The 17,860-nt window shown below is 70.3% G+C and carries 17 protein-coding genes and 1 pseudogene; 10 read left to right on the top strand and 8 right to left on the bottom strand.

Annotation, left to right across the window (positions count from 1 at the left end; translation table 11 throughout):
* Positions 1 to 85: 85 nt before the first annotated feature.
* Positions 86 to 1,570: an oligopeptide:H+ symporter gene (locus tag AMK21_RS18475; protein ID WP_073879296.1), complete on the bottom strand. Its 1,485-nt coding sequence runs from the start codon at positions 1,568 to 1,570 to the stop codon at positions 86 to 88.
* 490 nt (positions 1,571 to 2,060) lie between these two features.
* On the opposite strand from AMK21_RS18475, the gene AMK21_RS18470 reads away from it, so the two are divergent.
* Entirely contained in the window at positions 2,061 to 2,738 is a 678-nt protein-coding gene (locus tag AMK21_RS18470; protein WP_073879294.1) for a response regulator transcription factor, read from the top strand.
* Between the two features lie 49 nt (positions 2,739 to 2,787).
* Positions 2,788 to 4,053: an ATP-binding protein gene (locus tag AMK21_RS18465; RefSeq protein ID WP_073879292.1), complete on the top strand. Its 1,266-nt coding sequence runs from the start codon at positions 2,788 to 2,790 to the stop codon at positions 4,051 to 4,053.
* Positions 4,054 to 4,073: 20 nt separating this feature from the next.
* On the opposite strand, the gene AMK21_RS18460 is transcribed toward AMK21_RS18465, so the two are convergent.
* Entirely contained in the window at positions 4,074 to 4,622 is a 549-nt protein-coding gene (locus AMK21_RS18460) for a GtrA family protein (protein ID WP_073879290.1), read from the bottom strand.
* Between the two features lie 162 nt (positions 4,623 to 4,784).
* Between AMK21_RS18460 and AMK21_RS18455 the strand changes: the two genes are divergently transcribed.
* The 3 genes from AMK21_RS18455 to AMK21_RS18445 are packed head-to-tail and all read left to right on the top strand — an operon-like array spanning position 4,785 to position 7,684.
* Complete coding sequence (locus tag AMK21_RS18455; RefSeq protein WP_073879288.1) at positions 4,785 to 5,936, top strand: 5-(carboxyamino)imidazole ribonucleotide synthase; 1,152 nt, start codon at positions 4,785 to 4,787, stop codon at positions 5,934 to 5,936.
* A complete protein-coding gene (gene purE / locus AMK21_RS18450; protein WP_073879286.1) occupies positions 5,933 to 6,481 on the top strand; it encodes a 5-(carboxyamino)imidazole ribonucleotide mutase in 549 nt (182 codons plus the stop codon). Before AMK21_RS18455 ends, purE begins: the two co-directional genes overlap by 4 nt.
* A 6-nt stretch (positions 6,482 to 6,487) precedes the next feature.
* Positions 6,488 to 7,684 (top strand): dipeptidase, encoded by a 1,197-nt coding sequence (locus AMK21_RS18445; RefSeq protein WP_073879284.1) that lies wholly within the window; start codon positions 6,488 to 6,490, stop codon positions 7,682 to 7,684.
* Here the strand turns inward: AMK21_RS18445 and AMK21_RS18440 are convergent.
* The 3 genes from AMK21_RS18440 to AMK21_RS18430 form a co-directional block, all read right to left on the bottom strand.
* Positions 7,653 to 8,855: a GDSL-type esterase/lipase family protein gene (locus tag AMK21_RS18440; RefSeq protein WP_073879282.1), complete on the bottom strand. Its 1,203-nt coding sequence runs from the start codon at positions 8,853 to 8,855 to the stop codon at positions 7,653 to 7,655. The two genes, AMK21_RS18445 and AMK21_RS18440, sit on opposite strands and share 32 nt — an antisense overlap.
* 63 nt (positions 8,856 to 8,918) lie before the next feature.
* Entirely contained in the window at positions 8,919 to 9,281 is a 363-nt protein-coding gene (locus tag AMK21_RS18435) for a VOC family protein (protein ID WP_073879280.1), read from the bottom strand.
* 115 nt (positions 9,282 to 9,396) lie between these two features.
* On the bottom strand, positions 9,397 to 10,740 hold the full coding sequence (locus AMK21_RS18430) for a UDP-glucose dehydrogenase family protein (RefSeq protein ID WP_073879278.1): 1,344 nt from the start codon (positions 10,738 to 10,740) through the stop codon (positions 9,397 to 9,399).
* A 206-nt stretch (positions 10,741 to 10,946) separates the two neighbouring features.
* On the opposite strand from AMK21_RS18430, the gene AMK21_RS18425 reads away from it, so the two are divergent.
* A complete protein-coding gene (locus tag AMK21_RS18425) occupies positions 10,947 to 12,104 on the top strand; it encodes an acyl-CoA dehydrogenase (protein WP_073879277.1) in 1,158 nt (385 codons plus the stop codon).
* Between the two features lie 67 nt (positions 12,105 to 12,171).
* On the opposite strand, the gene AMK21_RS18420 is transcribed toward AMK21_RS18425, so the two are convergent.
* Positions 12,172 to 12,744: a dihydrofolate reductase family protein gene (locus AMK21_RS18420; RefSeq protein WP_073879275.1), complete on the bottom strand. Its 573-nt coding sequence runs from the start codon at positions 12,742 to 12,744 to the stop codon at positions 12,172 to 12,174.
* Between the two features lie 159 nt (positions 12,745 to 12,903).
* Here AMK21_RS18420 and AMK21_RS18415 point away from each other — a divergent pair, with 159 nt between their 5' ends.
* The gene (locus AMK21_RS18415; RefSeq protein WP_073879273.1) at positions 12,904 to 13,374 is read left to right on the top strand and encodes a hypothetical protein; all 471 of its coding nucleotides are present in this window, start codon (positions 12,904 to 12,906) and stop codon (positions 13,372 to 13,374) included.
* Positions 13,375 to 13,541: 167 nt separating this feature from the next.
* Here the strand turns inward: AMK21_RS18415 and AMK21_RS18410 are convergent, their stop codons facing one another.
* Positions 13,542 to 14,465 (bottom strand): hypothetical protein, encoded by a 924-nt coding sequence (locus AMK21_RS18410; protein WP_073879271.1) that lies wholly within the window; start codon positions 14,463 to 14,465, stop codon positions 13,542 to 13,544.
* Positions 14,466 to 14,845: 380 nt separating this feature from the next.
* Between AMK21_RS18410 and AMK21_RS18405 the strand changes: the two genes are divergently transcribed.
* The 3 genes and pseudogenes from AMK21_RS18405 to AMK21_RS33755 all read left to right on the top strand — a co-directional run bounded on the left by AMK21_RS18405 (position 14,846) and on the right by AMK21_RS33755 (position 16,514).
* Complete coding sequence (locus tag AMK21_RS18405) at positions 14,846 to 15,700, top strand: helix-turn-helix domain-containing protein (RefSeq protein WP_073879871.1); 855 nt, start codon at positions 14,846 to 14,848, stop codon at positions 15,698 to 15,700.
* Positions 15,697 to 15,903 (top strand): DUF397 domain-containing protein, encoded by a 207-nt coding sequence (locus AMK21_RS18400; RefSeq protein ID WP_073879269.1) that lies wholly within the window; start codon positions 15,697 to 15,699, stop codon positions 15,901 to 15,903. Before AMK21_RS18405 ends, AMK21_RS18400 begins: the two co-directional genes overlap by 4 nt.
* A gap of 136 nt (positions 15,904 to 16,039) precedes the next feature.
* Positions 16,040 to 16,514 (top strand): annotated as a pseudogene (locus tag AMK21_RS33755) (DUF5954 family protein).
* Between the two features lie 47 nt (positions 16,515 to 16,561).
* Here AMK21_RS33755 and AMK21_RS18395 read toward each other — a convergent pair.
* Positions 16,562 to 17,848, bottom strand: a complete 1,287-nt coding sequence (locus tag AMK21_RS18395) for an LCP family protein (RefSeq protein WP_079181197.1) — start codon at positions 17,846 to 17,848, stop codon at positions 16,562 to 16,564.
* Between the last annotated feature and the right edge of the window lie 12 nt (positions 17,849 to 17,860).

Genomic DNA, 17,860 nt, shown 5'->3' with positions numbered 1-17,860 from the left:
GCAGGCACGCGAGGAGAAGGGCCGTCGCACCGGAGCATTCCGGTGCGACGGCCCTTCTCCGCGTATCGCTACAGGTGGTGCGACGTCAGCGGACGTCGCCCATGAGCTGCTTGACCTTCCCGCGGTACATGAAGATCGCGATACCGGCGACCACGGCGAGCGTCGCCTCCAGGGCCACCACCCCAGTGCCGTTGAGCCCCACACCGGCCAGCGAGAGCAGGCCCGTGGTGCAGTCACCGGCGGTGACGGCGAGGAACCAGACACCCATCATCTGGCTCGCGTACTTCGCCGGAGCCATCTTCGTCGTGACCGACAGGCCGACCGGCGAGAGCGTCAGCTCGGCGACGGTCTGGATGAAGTAGATGGCGACCAGCCACATCGCGGCGGCCTTGTGGCCGTCACCCGCGATGGTCAGCGGCATAAGGAAGACGAAGAACGAGGCGCCGACCAGAACGAGACCGGAGCTGAACTTCACAATCGTGCTCGGCTCCTTGCCGCGGCGGTTCAGCGCCAGCCAGAAGGTGGCGAAGACCGGCGCGAGAGCCATGATCAGGACCGGGTTGACCGACTGGTACCAGGAGACCGGGAAGTCCCAGCCGAAGACGCTGTTGTCGGCCGAGGACTCGGCGAAGATCGCCAGCGTCGAGCCGCCCTGGTCGTAGATCATCCAGAAGATGGCGGCGGCCACGAAGAACCAGATGTAGCCGGACATCTTCGACTGCTCGGCCTCGCTGAGCTCCTTGTCGCGCTTGATGCGCGTCAGGACCATCACCGGAATGACGAGACCCGCGATGGTGATCGGGACCAGCAGCCAGTTCAGCGTGTAGACGCCGGTGACGACCGTACCGATGTAGAAGACGGCGGCGATGCCGAGCCAGATCATCGACTTGCGCAGGGTCGAGGCGCGCTCGTCCTTGGAGAGCGGCTTCGGGACGATCAGGCTGCGCTCGTTCAGGTGGCGGGTGCCGAGCAGGAACTGGAGCACGCCGAGGCCCATGCCGAGCGCGGCGAGGGCGAAACCGAGGTGCCAGTTGACGTTCTCACCGACGGTGCCGATCACCAGGGGCGCGGCGAAGGCACCCATGTTGATGCCCATGTAGAAGATGGTGAAGCCACCGTCGCGGCGCGGGTCCTCCGGGCCGTCGTAGAGGTGGCCGACCATCGTTGAGATGTTGGACTTCAGCAGGCCGGAGCCGATGGCCACGAGGCCCAGTCCGGCGAAGAACGTGCCCTCGGAGGGCAGGGCCAGGGTCAGGTGGCCGAGCATGATGACGCCACCCGCGATGGCGACGGTCTTGCGCGGGCCCCAGACCCGGTCGCCGAACCAGCCGCCGGGCATGGCGAGCAGGTACACCAGCGACAGGTAGACCGAGTAGATCGCGGTCGCCGTGGCGGGGTTCATGTCGAGACCGCCGGGCGCGATCAGGTAGAGCGGGAGCAGTGCCCTCATGCCGTAGTAGCTGAAGCGCTCCCACATCTCCGTCATGAAGAGTGTGGCCAGGCCGCGGGGGTGGCCGAAGAAGGTCTTCTCGCCGGAACTGGCCGAGTCCTTCGTCAGGCTGGACGCCATGGTCGATCCTTGCTGGTCGGGACGCGCTCGCCTCGTGAGCGGTGCGCGCCCGGTGGGGGTAGCCGGCACCGGCGCGGCCGCACCCCATCCCCACGCCTGAGGGGGACTCGCCCCGGGGCCGGGCTCCGGTCGGAGCGTTCGGCGGCGGGGCGGGGAAGTACCGCGTCGGGATCCACACCCGGATCGCGTTCACACGCTCCGGGCCCGGCTCACAGGTCAATCACTCACTACGGGTCGGCGCGAACCGGCCCGACACACAGAAGAGACCCTTGGCGCTCATGGCGGCCCAAAGGTCCTTCATCAGTGCAACAGGCGTCGGGACACCATACGACACGACACGGCGGCATATGGAAGGACTTGAGACATGGATCACAGGCAATCGTGGAATCAGGCTCCCACATTCGAAGGTCCATGTCCGGATTTCGACGGTGACCCACAGGCGGCGTCGCGGGCCTCACCTCGCACGTCCCGGCCGGACTACCATCGGTCCATGACCCGTGTACTGCTCGCCGAGGACGACGCATCCATCTCGGAGCCACTGGCCCGCGCACTGCGTCGGGAGGGTTACGAGGTCGAAGTCCGCCAGGACGGCCCGACGGCGCTCGACGCCGGACTCCAGGGCGGCATCGACCTCGTGGTCCTCGATCTGGGGCTGCCCGGGATGGACGGCCTCGAAGTCGCCCGCCGCCTCCGTGCCGACGGCCACACCGTGCCGATCCTGGTGCTGACGGCCCGCGCCGACGAGGTCGACACGGTGGTCGGCCTGGACGCCGGCGCCGACGACTACGTCACCAAGCCCTTCCGCCTCGCCGAGCTCCTCGCCCGGGTCCGCGCCCTGCTCCGCCGCGGCGCCTCCGAGCCCGTCGTGCAGCCCGCCACCCACGGCGTCCGGATCGACGTCGAGTCGCACCGGGCCTGGATGGGTGAGGAGGAACTCCAGCTCACCGCGAAGGAGTTCGACCTGCTGCGGGTCCTCGTCCGGGACGCCGGCCGGGTCGTCACCCGCGACCAGCTCATGCGCGAGGTCTGGGACACCACCTGGTGGTCCTCCACCAAGACGCTCGACATGCACATCTCCTGGCTCCGCAAGAAGCTCGGCGACGACGCGGCAAATCCCCGCTACATCGCCACGATCCGGGGCGTCGGCTTCCGGTTCGAGAAGAGCTGACGTACGAAGCACCCATGCCTCTTGAAGCACAGCCACAGGACCGGCGGCCATGCGCCGCCGGCTGATCAACTCCACGCTCGCCGTGGTGCTCGTGGTCATCGCCGTCTTCGGCGTCTCCCTCGTCATCGTGGAGACGCGCACCATCAGCGCCAGCGCCCAGGAGAGCGTCGAATCCGAGGCGCTGCGGCTGATCAGCGTGGTCGACAGCCGGCTGCTGGGCGACGAGGTGATCAACTCCGGGGTGCTGTCCGAGCAGATCGACCCCGACCGCTTCGCGCTGATCGAGATCCCCGGCCGGGCCCCCATCGCCGTCGGTGAGCGTCCCACCGGCAGCGTCCTGCGCGCCACCGAGACCGGTGAGCAGGGCGAGAAGGTCACCGTCGAGGAGTCCCGCTCGTCCGTCACCCGTGAGGTCGGGCGCACGCTCCTGATCATCGGCGCGGTGGCGCTGCTCGCGATCATCTCGGCCGTGCTCCTCGCCGTACGCCAGGCCAACCGGCTCGCCTCCCCGCTCACCGACCTCGCCGAGACCGCCGAACGCCTCGGCTCCGGCGACCCCCGCCCGCGCCACAAGCGGTACGGGGTGCCCGAGCTGGACCGGGTCGCCGATGTCCTGGACGCCTCCGCCGAGCGGATCGCCCGCATGCTGACCGCCGAGCGCCGGCTGGCCGCGGACGCCTCGCACCAGCTGCGTACGCCGCTCACCGCGCTCTCCATGCGCATCGAGGAGATCTCGGTGACCGACGACCCGGAGACGGTGAAGGAGGAGGCGAACATCGCCCTCACCCAGGTCGAGCGCCTCACCGACGTCGTGGAGCGGCTGCTGACCAACTCCCGGGACCCGCGGACCGGCTCCGCCGTCGTCTTCGACCTGGACGAGGTCATCAAGCAGCAGATCGAGGAGTGGCGCCCCGCCTACCGCTCCACCGGCCGCGCCCTGGTCTGCTCGGGCAAGCACGGTCTGCGGGCGGTCGGCACGCCGGGCGCGGTCGCCCAGGTCCTGGCGGCGCTGATCGAGAACTCCCTGATGCACGGCGGCGGCACGGTCGCCCTGCGCACCCGCGTCACCGGCAACCAGGTCGTCATCGAGGTCACCGACGAGGGCCCCGGCGTCCCGGCCGAGTTGGGGGCGCGGATCTTCGAGCGGACGATCAGCGGCCGCAACTCCACCGGGATCGGCCTGGCCGTCGCCCGGGACCTCGCGGAGGCGGACGGCGGCCGGCTGGAACTGCTCCAGCAGCACCCGGCGGTCTTCGCGCTCTTCCTCAGCCGCATCCCGCTGGACCGCAAGGACCCGGAACGCCCGGTGCGCTGAGCGGAGACCTGACGGAGGCGTCAGTTCCGTACGGGATCGGGCTCTACGGTCTCCGCCGACCGCCGCTGCTCCAGAAACCGCTCCGCACGGGGCACGGCCTCCTCGTCGGCCGGGGACCCGGGCAGGGGCTGCGCGGCGGGGAGGGCCTTGAAGACCCACGTCCGGTAGGACCAGAAGCGGAACAGGGTCGCGATCCCGATGCCGAGGATCTTGAAGAAGTTGCTCTGGACCGGGGTGTTCCAGTCGAAGCCGTACGTCGCGAGATACAGCACGCCGTTCTCGATGACCGCGCCCGCCGCGCTGAACAGCACGAAGAGGGTCAGCTCACGGGTCCGGCGGGACTTGTCCCGGTCCCGGTAGGTCCAGTAGCGGAAGCCCACGTAGTTGCAGAGGATCGCGACGAGGGTAGCCAGCACGCTCGCCCGGACGACCTGGAGGTCGGTGGTGTGCCGGAGCAGGTTGAAGACGGCGATGTTGACCAGCAGTCCCACCGCGCCCACCGCGCCGAACTTGGCGATCTCCCGGGTCAGCAGATCAAGCCGGGTCCGCAGTGCGCCCCGTTCGCTCATGGTGATCGCTCAGTCCGTCCGTTCGATGGCGTCGACGGTTGCGTCAACTCCGCCATGCTAACCAGCCCTCCCGTGTGACGCCCCGGTGATGCCCGGGAGCCCGCCGGGGGTGGCACTCGGACGGCGTCCCGGGCGCCCCGGCGCGCCCGATACCCTGGGGGTGTGACGTTCCCGGTAGTCGGCATGGTCGGCGGCGGTCAGCTCGCCCGTATGACCCACGAGGCGGGCATCCCCCTCGGCCTGAAATTCAAGCTCCTCAGTGACACGCCCCAGGACTCGGCGGCCCAGGTGGTCAGCGAGGTCGTCATCGGCGACTATCGCGACCTGGAGACGCTGCGCGCCTTCGCGCGCGGCTGCGACGTGATCACCTTCGACCACGAGCACGTGCCCACCGAGCACCTGCGGGCCCTGGAGGCGGACGGCATCCCCGTGCGCCCCGGCCCCGATGCCCTGGTGCACGCCCAGGACAAGGGGGTGATGCGCGCCAAGCTCGCGGAGATCGGCGCCCCCTGCCCCCGCAACCGCATCGTGAGCGACCCGGCCGACGCCGCCGCGTTCGCCGAGGAGGCCGGGGGCTTCCCCGTCATCCTCAAGACCGTGCGCGGCGGGTACGACGGCAAGGGCGTGTGGGTGGTCCGCTCCGAGGCGGACGCGGCCGACCCGTTCCGCGCCGGGGTCCCGGTCCTCGCTGAGGAGAAGGTCGACTTCGTGCGGGAGCTGGCGGCCAACATCGTCCGGTCGCCGCACGGCCAGGCCGTCGCCTACCCGGTCGTGGAGTCCATCCAGGTCGACGGCGTCTGCGACACGGTGATCGCCCCCGCCCCCGACCTGTCCGAGCAGCTGGCAGGCGAGGCCCAGCAGCTCGCGCTCCGCATCGCCGCCGAGCTGGACGTCGTCGGCCACCTGGCCGTCGAGCTGTTCGAGACGCGCAGCGACGACGGGACCCCCGGCATTCTGGTCAACGAGCTGGCCATGCGCCCGCACAACTCGGGCCACTGGACCCAGGACGGCGCGATCACCTCCCAGTTCGCCAACCACGTACGGGCGGTCCTCGACCTCCCCCTCGGCGACCCGCGCCCGCGCGCCCCCTGGACGGTCATGTGCAACGTCCTGGGCGGCGACTACCCGGACATGTACCAGGCGTACCTGCACTGCATGGCCCGCGACCCGCAGCTCAAGATCCACATGTACGGAAAGGACGTGAAGCCCGGCCGCAAGGTCGGCCACGTCAACACCTACGGCGACGACCTGGCGGACGTGCGGGAGCGCGCCCGGCACGCGGCCGACTACCTGCGAGGAACGATCACCGAATGACTTCCCCCGGCACCGGCTCCCCCGCCGCCCCCCTCGTCGGCATCGTGATGGGTTCGGACTCCGACTGGCCCGTCATGGAGGCGGCGGCCAAGGCGCTCGACGAGTTCGAGATCCCGTACGAGGTCGACGTCGTCTCCGCCCACCGCATGCCGCGCGAGATGATCGCGTACGGCGAGGAGGCGGCCGGCCGCGGTCTGCGGGCGGTCATCGCGGGCGCCGGCGGGGCCGCCCACCTCCCCGGGATGCTGGCCTCGGTCACCCCGCTGCCGGTCATCGGGGTACCGGTGCCGCTGAAGTACCTGGACGGCATGGACAGCCTGCTCTCCATCGTCCAGATGCCCGCCGGCGTCCCCGTCGCCACCGTCTCGGTCGGCGGCGCGCGCAACGCGGGCCTGCTGGCCGCCCGGATCCTGGCCGCGCACGACCCGGCCCTCCAGGAGCGGATGGGCGAGTTCCTGCGGGAGCTGAACGCCCAGGCCACGGAGAAGGGCAAGCGCCTGCGGGCCAAGGTCCAGGGTTCCGACTCCTTCGGCTTCGGGAAGTAGGGCCCCGTGGACCACCTCGCCCGCGCGCACGAGCTTCTCGCCGCCCACCCCGTCGTCGACGGACACAACGACCTCCCCTGGGCCCTGCGCGAGCAGGTCGGCTACGACCTGGACGCCCGGGACATCGCCGCCGACCAGCGCGGCCTGCTCCACACCGACCTGGCCCGGCTGCGGGCCGGCGGGGTCGGCGGCCAGTTCTGGTCCGTGTACGTACGCACCGACCTGACCGGCGACACGGCGGTCAGCGCCACGCTGGAACAGATCGACATCGTCGCCGAGCTGATCGCCCGCTACCCGACCCACCTGCGGCGCGCGCTCACCGCCGACGACCTGGAGAAGGCCCGCGCCGAGGGCCGTATCGCCTCCCTGATGGGCGCCGAGGGCGGCCACTCCGTCAACAACTCGCTGGGCACCTTGCGCGCCCTGCACGAGCTGGGCGTCCGCTACATGACGCTCACCCACAACGACAACATCGACTGGGCCGACAGCGCGACCGACCTGCCCCGCCTCGGCGGCCTCTCCGCCTTCGGCCACGAGGTCGTCCGCGAGATGAACCGCATCGGCATGCTGGTCGACCTCTCGCACGTGGCGGACGGCGTCATGCGTGACGCGATCGCCACCAGCACCGCGCCGGTGATCTTCTCGCACTCCTCGGCCCGGGCCGTCTGCGACCACCCGCGCAACATCCCCGACGACGTGCTCGCGGCGCTCCCGGCCAACGGAGGGGTCGCGATGGCGACCTTCGTCCCGAAGTTCGTGCTGCCCGCCGCCGTCGCCTGGACCCAGGCCGCCGACCGCAACATGCGCGAGCACGGCCTGCACCACCTGGACACCACCCCGCAGGCGATGCGCATCCACGAGGACTTCGAGGCGGCTCACCCCCGCCCCCAGGCCACCGTCGCGACCATCGCCGACCACCTCGACCACATGCGCGAGGTCGCGGGCGTCGACCACATCGGCATCGGCGGCGACTACGACGGCACGGCGTTCACGCCGTACGGCCTGGAGGACGTCTCCGGCTACCCGAACCTGATCGCCGAACTGCTGCGGCGCAACTGGTCCGAGGGCGACCTCGCCAAGCTGACCTGGCGCAACGCCGTACGGGTGCTGCGCGACGCGGAAGCCGTGGCCCGCGACGAGCAGGCCACGCGCGGCCCTTCCCACGCGACGATCACGGAGCTGGACGGGCGGCGGATCCGCTAGGGGCTGCGAACGGTCCCCCCGGACCGAAGGCGAGCGCCGCGAAGCGTTCGCCCATGCGGCGGTGGGCGGCGGGGCCCGGGTGGAGCCGGTCGGGCAGCGGCAGCTCGGCGGAGTCGGCCTCGCCGTACAGGGTGAGGCCGTCCAGGTAGGACAGCTCCGGGTCCTCGCTCGCCCGCTCCTCCACGATCCGGGCGAGCTCCTCCCGTACGACCCGCAGGGTCAGCTTCCCGAGGGCCACCTCCGAGGGGTTCCCCAGCGCCGTGAACTCCACCTTCCCGTCCTTGAGGTCAGGGGCGGCCGGTCCGGGGGTGGTCTCCTGGGCGGGGCAGAGGAGGGGTGAGACCACCAGCAGGGGCGTGGTCGGGTGCCCTTCCCGGATGGTGTCGAGGAACCCGTGCACGGCCGGCCCGAAGGCACGCAGCCGCATCAGGTCCAGGTTGACGAGGTTGATGCCGATCTTGACGCTGATCAGGTCGGCCGGGGTGTCCCGCAGGGCGCGCGCGGTGAACGGGTCGAGGAGCGCGCTGCCGCTCAGACTCAGGTTGACCAGCTCCACCCGCCCCGCCGCCGCGGCCAGGGCGGGCCAGGCGGTGGCGGAGCTGTCGGCGGCGGACCCCTGGCTGATCGAACTGCCGTGGTGCAGCCACACCCGCCGCCCGCCCGGCTCCACCGCCGTGACGGGGGCGTCGGTGCGCAGGGCCATCAGCTCGGTGACCTCGGTGTACGGCAGCCAGATCTCGACGGTCTTCTCCCGCCCGGGCAGCCCGTCGAACCGCACGGTGCCGATCCGCCCCGGGAACGTCTCCTGAGAGCCATCACCCAGGTCCACCATCAGCACATCGCCGCCGCTCGCCGTGGCCCGCCCGGCCGGCTCCCCGTCGACGTGGAGGTCGTACGCGCCGTCCGGGCGGGGCGGAACACCCCGGTAGGCCACGACCGTGCGCAGAACGGCCAGCTCGACGGCGGTGGCCCGGGTGCGGAACACCAGCCGTACGCCGGAGGGCTGGGCCTCCGCCTGGGCGACCTGTTCGTCACCGCCGAACTGCGCCCGGGCGCGGGCGGGCAGCCGGTGCGGGAGAAGGCCGCCGCGCGCGGTGCGCTCCAGGTCGAGCGCGCCGCGCACGAGGGCGTCGGTGAGGGGGGTGGTGATCCAGCCGGGGGAGTCGTCCATGGTTCCAGCCTGTCCACCGGACGCGCGATCACCCGCCCCTTGTATGCCCCTTGCCCCCTGGATCTAGCAGGCGCAGAGGCAGAACGGATGCCCGGCAGGGTCGGCGTAGACGCGGAAGGACCGCTTCCGGTCCTCCGTGTCCAGCGGCCGGGCCCCCAGCGCCAGCACTTCCCGCTCCGCCGCGTCCAGGTCCTCCACCGTCAGGTCCAGGTGGAACTGCTGGGAGCCGTCGGCCCCGGGCCACTGCGGCGGTACGAAACCGGGCGCGGCCTGGAACGCGAGCGGCGTGCCCGGGGCGTCGACGAGGTCGACCCAGCGGCCCCCGTCGTCCTTGATGGTGCCGCCGATCACGGCGGCGTAGAAGCGGGCGAGCGCGACGGGGTCGGGGCAGTCCAGCACGACGGCACCGAGTGTGGCGATGGGCATGACGCATACCTCCCAGTGATCACCGCCCTGTTGCGGCATGGGACAACGCCTACCCCATCGCGGCGCGGGAGTGCGGGCACAATCCGGGCGCGGGAGTGCGGGCACTCAGGTCAGGTCAGGCTTTCGGACGCCCCATCGCCCGGTACGTCCACCCGGCCTCGCGCCACACCGCACTGTCCAGGGCGTTCCGCCCGTCCAGGATGATCCGGCGGGACACCGCCTCGCCCAGCTCCGCCGGGTCCAGCTCGCGGAACTCGCGCCACTCCGTCAGGTGCAGCACCACGTCCGCGCCGCGCACGGCCTCCAGCGCGGAGTCGGCGTAACCGAGCGTCGGGAACAGGCGGCGGGCGTTCTCCATCCCCTTCGGGTCGAAGACGGTCACCTGGCCGCCCTGGAGGTGGATCTGCCCGGCGACGTTGAGCGCGGGGGAGTCGCGTACGTCGTCGGAGTCCGGCTTGAAAGCGGCGCCCAGGACGCCCACCCGGGTGCCGAGGAACGAGCCGCCGCCCACGGCCTCCCGGGCCAGCTCCACCATGTGGCCGCGGCGGCGCATGTTGATGGAGTCAACCTCGCGGAGGAAGGTGAGGGCCTGGTCGGCGCCCAGCTCACCGGCGCGGGCCATGAAGGCCCGGATGTCCTTGGGCAGGCAGCCGCCGCCGAAGCCGATCCCGGCCCGCAGGAACTTCTTCCCGATGCGCTCGTCGTGCCCGATGGCCTCGGCGAGCTTCACGACGTCCCCGTCGGCGGCCTCGCAGACCTCGGCCATGGCGTTGATGAAGGAGATCTTGGTGGCGAGGAAGGAGTTGGCGGAGGTCTTCACCAGCTCGGCGGTCGGGAAGTCCGTCACGACGAACGGCGACCCGTCTGCGACCGGCCCGGCGTACACCTCGCGCAGCAGCTTCTCGGCCCGCTCGCTCTCCACGCCGACGACGATCCGGTCGGGGTGCAGGGTGTCGTTGACGGCGAAGCCCTCGCGCAGGAACTCCGGGTTCCAGGCGAGCTCGGCGTCCGCGCCCACCGGGGCCAGCTCGGCGAGGCGGGCGGCGAGGCGGGCGGCGGAGCCGACGGGAACGGTCGACTTGCCGACGACCAGGGCGGGCCGGGTGAGGTGCGGGGCGAGCGACTCGAAGGCGCTGTCGACGTAGCTCATGTCGCAGGCGTACTCGCCGTGCTTCTGCGGGGTGTTCACACAGACGAAATGCACGTCACCGAACTCCCCGACCTCTTCCCAGGAGGTGGTGAAGCGCAGCCGCCCGGTGGACCCTTCGATGCCCGCGACATGTCGCTGAAGCATCTCCTCCAGCCCCGGCTCGTACATCGGCACGCGCCCGGTGGACAGCAGCTCGATCTTCTCCGGTACGACGTCGAGCCCGAGGACCTCGAATCCCAGCTCGGCCATGGCGGCGGCATGGGTGGCGCCGAGATAGCCGGTGCCGATCACAGTGATCCTGAGGGCCATGGATGCTCCTGGGAGGTACGGATGAACGTGCGAACCGAGCATAGTCGCGGCGGGTAACCCCCCTCTCCCCAACCGATCCGCCACTTACCTCCCCTTCTGCCCGACCCCTGTCACGAAGCTCACGTGGCACTCACGTATGCCGTCACGGGGCTTCCGCACTAAAATTGAGTTACTTAACGGTAGTTAGCATCTGGGGAGTGAGCGTCTTGGCGGGTTCGACCGATTTCGACCTGTACCGTCCGGCTGAGGAGCACGACATGCTCCGCGAGACCATCCGCGCGCTCGCCGAGACGAAGATCGCCCCCTTCGCCGCCGCGGTCGACGAGGAGAGCCGCTTCCCGCAGGAGGCGCTGGACGCCCTGGTCGCCTCGGACCTGCACGCCGTCCACGTCCCGGAGGAGTACGGCGGCGCCGGCGCCGACGCGCTCGCCACGGTCATCGTGATCGAGGAGGTGGCCCGCGCCTGCGCCTCCTCCTCCCTGATCCCGGCCGTCAACAAGCTCGGCTCGCTCCCGGTGATCCTCTCCGGCTCCGAGGAGCTGAAGCGCAAGTACCTGGGGCCGCTCGCCAAGGGCGACGCGATGTTCTCGTACGCGCTCTCCGAGCCGGACGCGGGCTCGGACGCTGCGGGCATGAAGACCAAGGCCGTGCGCGACGGTGACTTCTGGGTCCTCAACGGTGTGAAGCGCTGGATCACCAACGCGGGCGTCTCCGAGTTCTACACGGTCATGGCGGTCACCGACCCCACCAAGCGCTCCAAGGGCATCTCGGCGTTCGTCGTGGAGAAGTCCGACGAGGGTGTCTCCTTCGGCGCCCCGGAGAAGAAGCTCGGCATCAAGGGCTCCCCGACCCGCGAGGTCTACCTCGACAACGTCCGTATCCCCGCGGACCGCATGATCGGCGAGGAGGGCACGGGCTTCGCCACCGCGATGAAGACTCTGGACCACACCCGCATCACCATCGCGGCCCAGGCCCTCGGCATCGCCCAGGGCGCACTGGACTACGCCAAGGGGTACGTCCAGGAGCGCAAGCAGTTCGGCAAGCCGATCGCGGACTTCCAGGGCATCCAGTTCATGCTGGCCGACATGGCGATGAAGCTGGAGGCGGCCCGCCAGCTCACCTACTCCGCCGCCGCCAAGTCCCAGCGCGTCGACGGCGACCTCACCTTCTTCGGCGCGGCGGCCAAGTGCTTCGCCTCCGACGTGGCCATGGAGGTCACGACGGACGCGGTCCAGCTCCTCGGCGGCTACGGCTACACGCGCGACTATCCGGTGGAGCGCATGATGCGCGACGCCAAGATCACCCAGATTTATGAGGGCACGAATCAGGTTCAGCGGATCGTGATGGCGAGGAACCTGCCGTAACGGCTTTCGCTGTCACTGTGGCCCCCGGCCTCATGCTGGGGGCCACACGTGTGTTCCGGCCCGGACGTCAGCGTACGACGTCGAACACGTTCTTCTGGATGCCGTTCGCGTACGCCTCGTGCTCGACCAGCTTCAGCTTCTGGGCGTCCTTGTCCGTCGCGCTGAACAGCCGCTTGCCCGCCCCCAGCAGGAGGGGGAAGACGAGCAGGTGGTAGCGGTCGATCAGGCCCGCGTCCGACAGGCTGTGGTTCAGGGCGGCACTGCCGTGCATGATGATCGGTCCGCCGTCGGTCTCCTTGAGGGCGGCGACATCGTCGAGCGAGCGCAGGATCGTGGTGTCGCCCCAGTCGGAGACCAGGTCGTCCTCCTTGAGCGTGGTGGAGACGACGTACTTCGGCATCACCTTGTACTGGGCGAACTCCTCCATCGCCGGCCACACCTGGCTGAACGCCTCGTAGCTGGCCCGGCCTATCATCAGCGCGCCGGCCTCCTCCTGCTCCCGGCTCTTGATCTCGTACGCCTCCGGGAGGAACTCCACGTCCTTGAAGGTCCATCCCGAGTTCCGGTATCCGGGCTCGCCGCCCGGGCCTTCCACGACGCCGTCGAGGGAGACGAAGGCGGTGCTGATCAGGGTGCGCATCGGGAGCTCCTGGGTATCTCTCGCGGGCATTTCGTGCCGGGTACCAGCCTGGCATCAACTCTTACGGATGTACTGACCGCGCACCCCGCCGAAACTCATCGGTCCGGACAGGCCCATCCGTCCTGCCTCGCCGGAACACGGCCGGTACTCTCCCCCCTCATGACCGAACTCGACAGGCTCACCGCCCTCTTCCGCGCCCTGGGAGCGGACGGCGACGCGCCGGACTGGGCCGAATCCGAGGCCGAGGAGGGGCTCCCGCAGCTCGCCCGCTACCGATTCCTCCGGACGGTGTGGCAGGACGTCGACGCCTGGGGCACGGAGGCGCCCCGTTGGGTGGCCGCCTACCGCAGCGACGGCGTGGCCGCCGGGGCCGTCGGCCGTGCTCTCACCGCCGGGCTCACCCCCGAGGACCTCGGTGAGCTGGCCCGCGAGGTGGCCCGGGAGACCGCGCTCGGGGTGCTGCACGCCCTGGCCGAACCGGCGGACGGGTCGCTGCCCGCCGAGGTGGAGGAGCAGTTGCCTGCCTGGCGGCTGGCGGAGCTGGACTCGTCCGGGCAGCCGACGGGCCGTCATCTGGACGCCCTCCACGAGGACTTCGCCGGCCTTGAACCGAAGGGGCCTGTCGGATGAAGTGGCGGCCGAGCGGCGCATCTGGTCCGGCAGGGCCGGGGCGTACGCCCGGCACCTATGCCCGGCTCTGCGCCGACCCGACTGCGGCCCTCCTCGATGCCGCCCAGGTCCGGTCCGGCAGCCGCGTCCTCGACGAGCGCCGCGGCGGTCGCGCGATGCGACGGTTGTCAGGCCGCCGTCGCCGCCGGCTCGCTCCGGCAGCCCCGGCAGTGGCCCGGCTCCCTGGAGCGGAACGCGCGGTCGCAGCGGTCGCAGTTCTGGAGGGGGATGACGACGGTACGGCGGACCCGGGCCAGCTCCTGGGCGTCGGGGAGCGGGGGCGGCAGGTGCACGGTGAGGCGGTGCTTGACGATCTTCGCCGGGTGCTTGGTCGGCTGCGGGAGATCGGTCGTCAGCGCATGCCGGATGGTGTCGGGGCGCACGTCGCGCTCCAGCCAGGCGGCCACACCCGGGACCAGCTCCTCGACGTCGTCCTCGGAGAGCACCAGCCCCTTCGCATGACTCCGCAGGTCGGCGAGGAGCGCGGAGGCGGTCTGCCGCAGGTCCGGGGTGAGTTCGCGGGGCTGGGGGAGCGGCCGGCGCGGCGGCTTGGGCGCGGTGCGCGATGGTACGCGGACCGGGGGACGGGATTCCTCCGGTACGGGGGTGGGTTCGGGCGCGGGTGGGGGCACAGGCGCCTGTTTTGACACCACAGGCGCCACCACCTCCGCCCCGGTTCGCTCCACCGCCCCCGGCTGGTTGCAGAACACCGTGCGGGTGACCATCCGGCCGTTCGCCAGCCTCACGCGGTTCCGGTTCAGATAGCCGTGGGCCTCCAGCTCGCGCAGGGCGGAGGCGATCGTCGTCTCGCCCTCGGTGAAGCGGGCCGCGAGGGCCTTGATGCCGACCTTGGAACCGGTGGGCAGCGACTGGATGTGGACGCCGATCCCGATCGCGACGAGGGAGAGCTCGGCGTGCTGCGCGAGGTGGTTGCCGACGATCGTGAACCGGCTGGAGTGCGGGATCGCGACGTGGATCACGCCGGAGGGCGGGAGGGGCCCGGGAAGCTCTGCCAGGGCGTGGGTGAGGGCGTTATGGTGCTGGGTATCCATCGGGAAGTGTTGCCTTCCTTGGTGGTCAGGCCCTCGTTCGGGATTGCCGTCCCGGCGGGGGCCGTCTCATGTCTGGGGTGTCGGTCAGCGTGAGCATATGCCTGCCAACCCATCCGAAATCCAGCCCAGTTGGCGAATCTCACCCGTGTGGGTGACCAGCCCCTCCCGCAGGTGACCACCGGGATCGGGTGGGGTGGGGTTGGGTAATTTCTCTTGGTTCTTACGTACTTGATGTCGTGGCGCACCAGGCCGCGGTCGGACACGACCCGGTGGCCCCTCACCGGGTCGTGACGCGTCGCGACCCGGCCTGAGCAGCGAGTTCGGGTGGATTTCCAGGGATCCGCCACTCGGTGCGGCCCGCCGTCCCTACGCTGCGCACCATGGCTGACGAAGACGTATCCGAGCCCGATCTGGACCTGGACATCGACCCGGCGGACGACTCGAGCGCGGTGATGGCCGCCGTGGGGCGGCAGATCAGACTCTGGCGGGAGGCGGCCGGGCTGCGCGCCGCCGAACTGGGCACGGCGATCGGCTACAGCGAGGATCTCGTCTACAAGGTCGAGGGTGGACGACGCATCCCCAAGCCGGAGTTCCTGGACGGGACGGACAGGGCCGTGGGCGCGGGCGGCAGGATCTCCGCGATGAAGAAGGACGTGGCGGAGGCTCGTTATCCGAAGAAGGTGAAGGATCACGCCAAGCTCGAACGGCAAGCGGTCGAGCTTGCCGCGTACGAGAACCACAACGTGCATGGGCTGCTCCAGACCGCCGAATATGCCCGTGCGCTCTACGAGATGCGGCGGCCGGCGTTCGGACCCGACGAGGTCGAGCGGTATGTCGGGGCCCGGATGGCACGTCAGGAGATTTTCCGGCGGCAGCCGTTGCCCATGCTCACCTTCGTCCAGGAGGAAGTGACGATCCGGCGGCCGCTCGGCGGGCGTGCGGTGCTGCGGCGCCAGCTCGAACACCTGCTGGAGATCAGCCAGTTGCGGAACGTCGAGATCCAGGTGATGCCGATCGACCGGGAGGACCATGCCGGAATGGGCGGCCAGCTCCAGCTTTTCAAGTTCAAGGACGGAACTGCGGTGGGACAATGGGAGAGCCAGTTGTTCAGCCGCCTGACCTTCGACCCCAAGGAGATCCGGATTCTGGAGCAACGGCTCGGTCTCGTCCGGGCCCAGGGCCTCACTCCACGAGAATCGCGGACCTTCATCGAGAAAGTGCTGGGAGAGACATGACGCGCAAGACCTCGGGTGGAAACGCCTCCGCCCTGGAGTGGTTCAAGAGCAGCTACAGCAGCAACGACGGCCCCTCGTGCGTCGAGGTCGCGGCCACCCTCAGCACCGTGCACGTCCGTGACTCCAAGGACCTGGCCGGGCCGCAGCTCGGCTTCACCTCCGCCGCCTGGGCGGACTTCGTCCCGTACGCCTCCGGCAGCTGAGCGCACCGCCCCCGCACGCTCCGAGCGCGCCCAGCCCCTCCACGGACGGCCGGGCGCGCTCGTGTGCGTCAGCTCCGCACGGCGCATGCCCTCTGTGGCGGAAACCCTGACACCGGCACCCCCTTCGGCACACTGAGTGCACGATCACCCGGGGAAGTCGCCGGACCATCTCATGATCAACGTCACGCACCGGGACGACCCGGTCTTCGGGGTCACCCAGGCGGTTGCTGGGCGAACTCGACACCGGGTTCCCGCAGATGGCCCGGGACGAGCTGAACCCGCACCTCTGGTTCAAGGCGAAGGACCACACCGAGGACCGGGTCGAGCGGTGGTCGCTGCTGAAGGCCGTGGCCGGTTGGAGAAGGAACCCGTCAACGAGGTGACGGCGGACGGGGTCCGCTACCGGGTCGTGCGGGCCGATGAGTTCGCCCGGATCGGTGACGGGCGCCTGGGTGCGGGGGTGCCGGTACGAGGTCGTGCGGGTGGAGCGCGTGACGCGCATCGGGCCCGACCGGCCGGAGAGGCCGCGGCCGTCCGACATGGGCGACTACGGCCCCTTTCAGATCCATCCCCTCATGGACGAGGAAGGGAACACCACCTACAGCTCGTAGCCCGTAGGTGATGTTCCCTTGCCCCCGCAACGGCCTTGCGGAGGGCCTCAGTTGCCCTTGACTGTGACCTTCTCGTCGTTCTTCAGCTGCTGTACGAGCTGCTTCACCTTCGCCTTGTCCCAGACCAGGTTGCCGCCGGAGCTGCCCGAGATCGGCATGTTCATCGACGTACCGTCGCCGCCCGTGACGCCCTTCATCGCGAAGAACATGTTGGCGAGTGCCCAGAGCGACATGTCCTTGTCCACGATCAGGGTGTCCAGGCCCGCGCCCATCGTCGGGTACAGCTTGAACGGGTTGAGGACCGTGGACGGGGTCGCCGTCTGGCTCGCCAGCGCCGCGAGGAACTTCTGCTGGTTCTTCGTGCGGTCCAGGTCGCTCCCCGCGAACGCGTACCGGGTGCGGACGAAGGCCAGGGACTGCTCGCCGTTCAGGGTCTGCTTCCCGGCCTGGAAGTCGGCGCCGGACTTCTTGTCCTTGAACGCTTTCGGGATGTCCATCTCGACCCCGCCGATCGCGTCCACGATCTGCGCGAAGCCGCCGAAGCCGATCTCGACGTAGTGGTCGATGCGCAGCCCGGTGTTGAACTCGACCGTGCGCACGAGCAGTTCGGGGCCGTCCTCGGCGTACGCGGCGTTCAGCTTCACCTGGCGGCCGGTGCCCTGGAACATCTTGCCGGACTCGGACCCCTTGAAGGAGGGGATCTCCACCTGGGAGTCGCGCGGCAGGGAGATCAGCGTCGGGCCGTTGGAGCCGTCGTGCAGGATCATCATCGAGTCGGTGCGCTTGCCCTCGGCGGAACCGGTGCGCAGCCGCTTCTTGTCCTCGGCCGACATGCCCTCACGGCTGTCGGAGCCGACGATCAGGTAGTTCGTCCCGTCGCCCGCTTCCGGCCGCTCGATGACCTTGGCGAGGTCGACCTCGCGCTTCAGCTTCGAGTCGGCCCAGAAGTACGTGGAGACGGAGACCACGAGGACCACGACGACCAGCGTCAGCGCGCCGAGCTTGATCCGGCGGCGCCAGTCGACCGGCGGGCGGCCCTGGACGTAACCCGCGTCACCACCGCCGTGACCGCCCCCACGACCGCCGCCGTAGACCTGGCCGGTGTTGTAGCCGCTGTCGTAACCGGGCTCGGGGCTGTTGCCGTAGCCGGGGGAGCCGGCCGGGTAGCGGTCGTCGTACCCCTGGCTCTGCGGGGGCACCGTCGGCCTCTGTGGCGGGGCCGGGCGGCGCTGGACGTGGGGCATCGCCCGGGCGCTCTCGGGCTGGGGGCCGGCACTGCCCCGCCCGTAGCGCTCGCTGCGGTCGCCGGTCCGTCGATCGGGCCAATCGTTCATCCGAACAGTGTG

Source organism: Streptomyces sp. CB00316 (assembly GCF_001905595.1).
In the GTDB taxonomy this organism is placed as follows: domain Bacteria; phylum Actinomycetota; class Actinomycetes; order Streptomycetales; family Streptomycetaceae; genus Streptomyces.
This window is presented reverse-complemented; position numbering and strand designations above follow the sequence as displayed.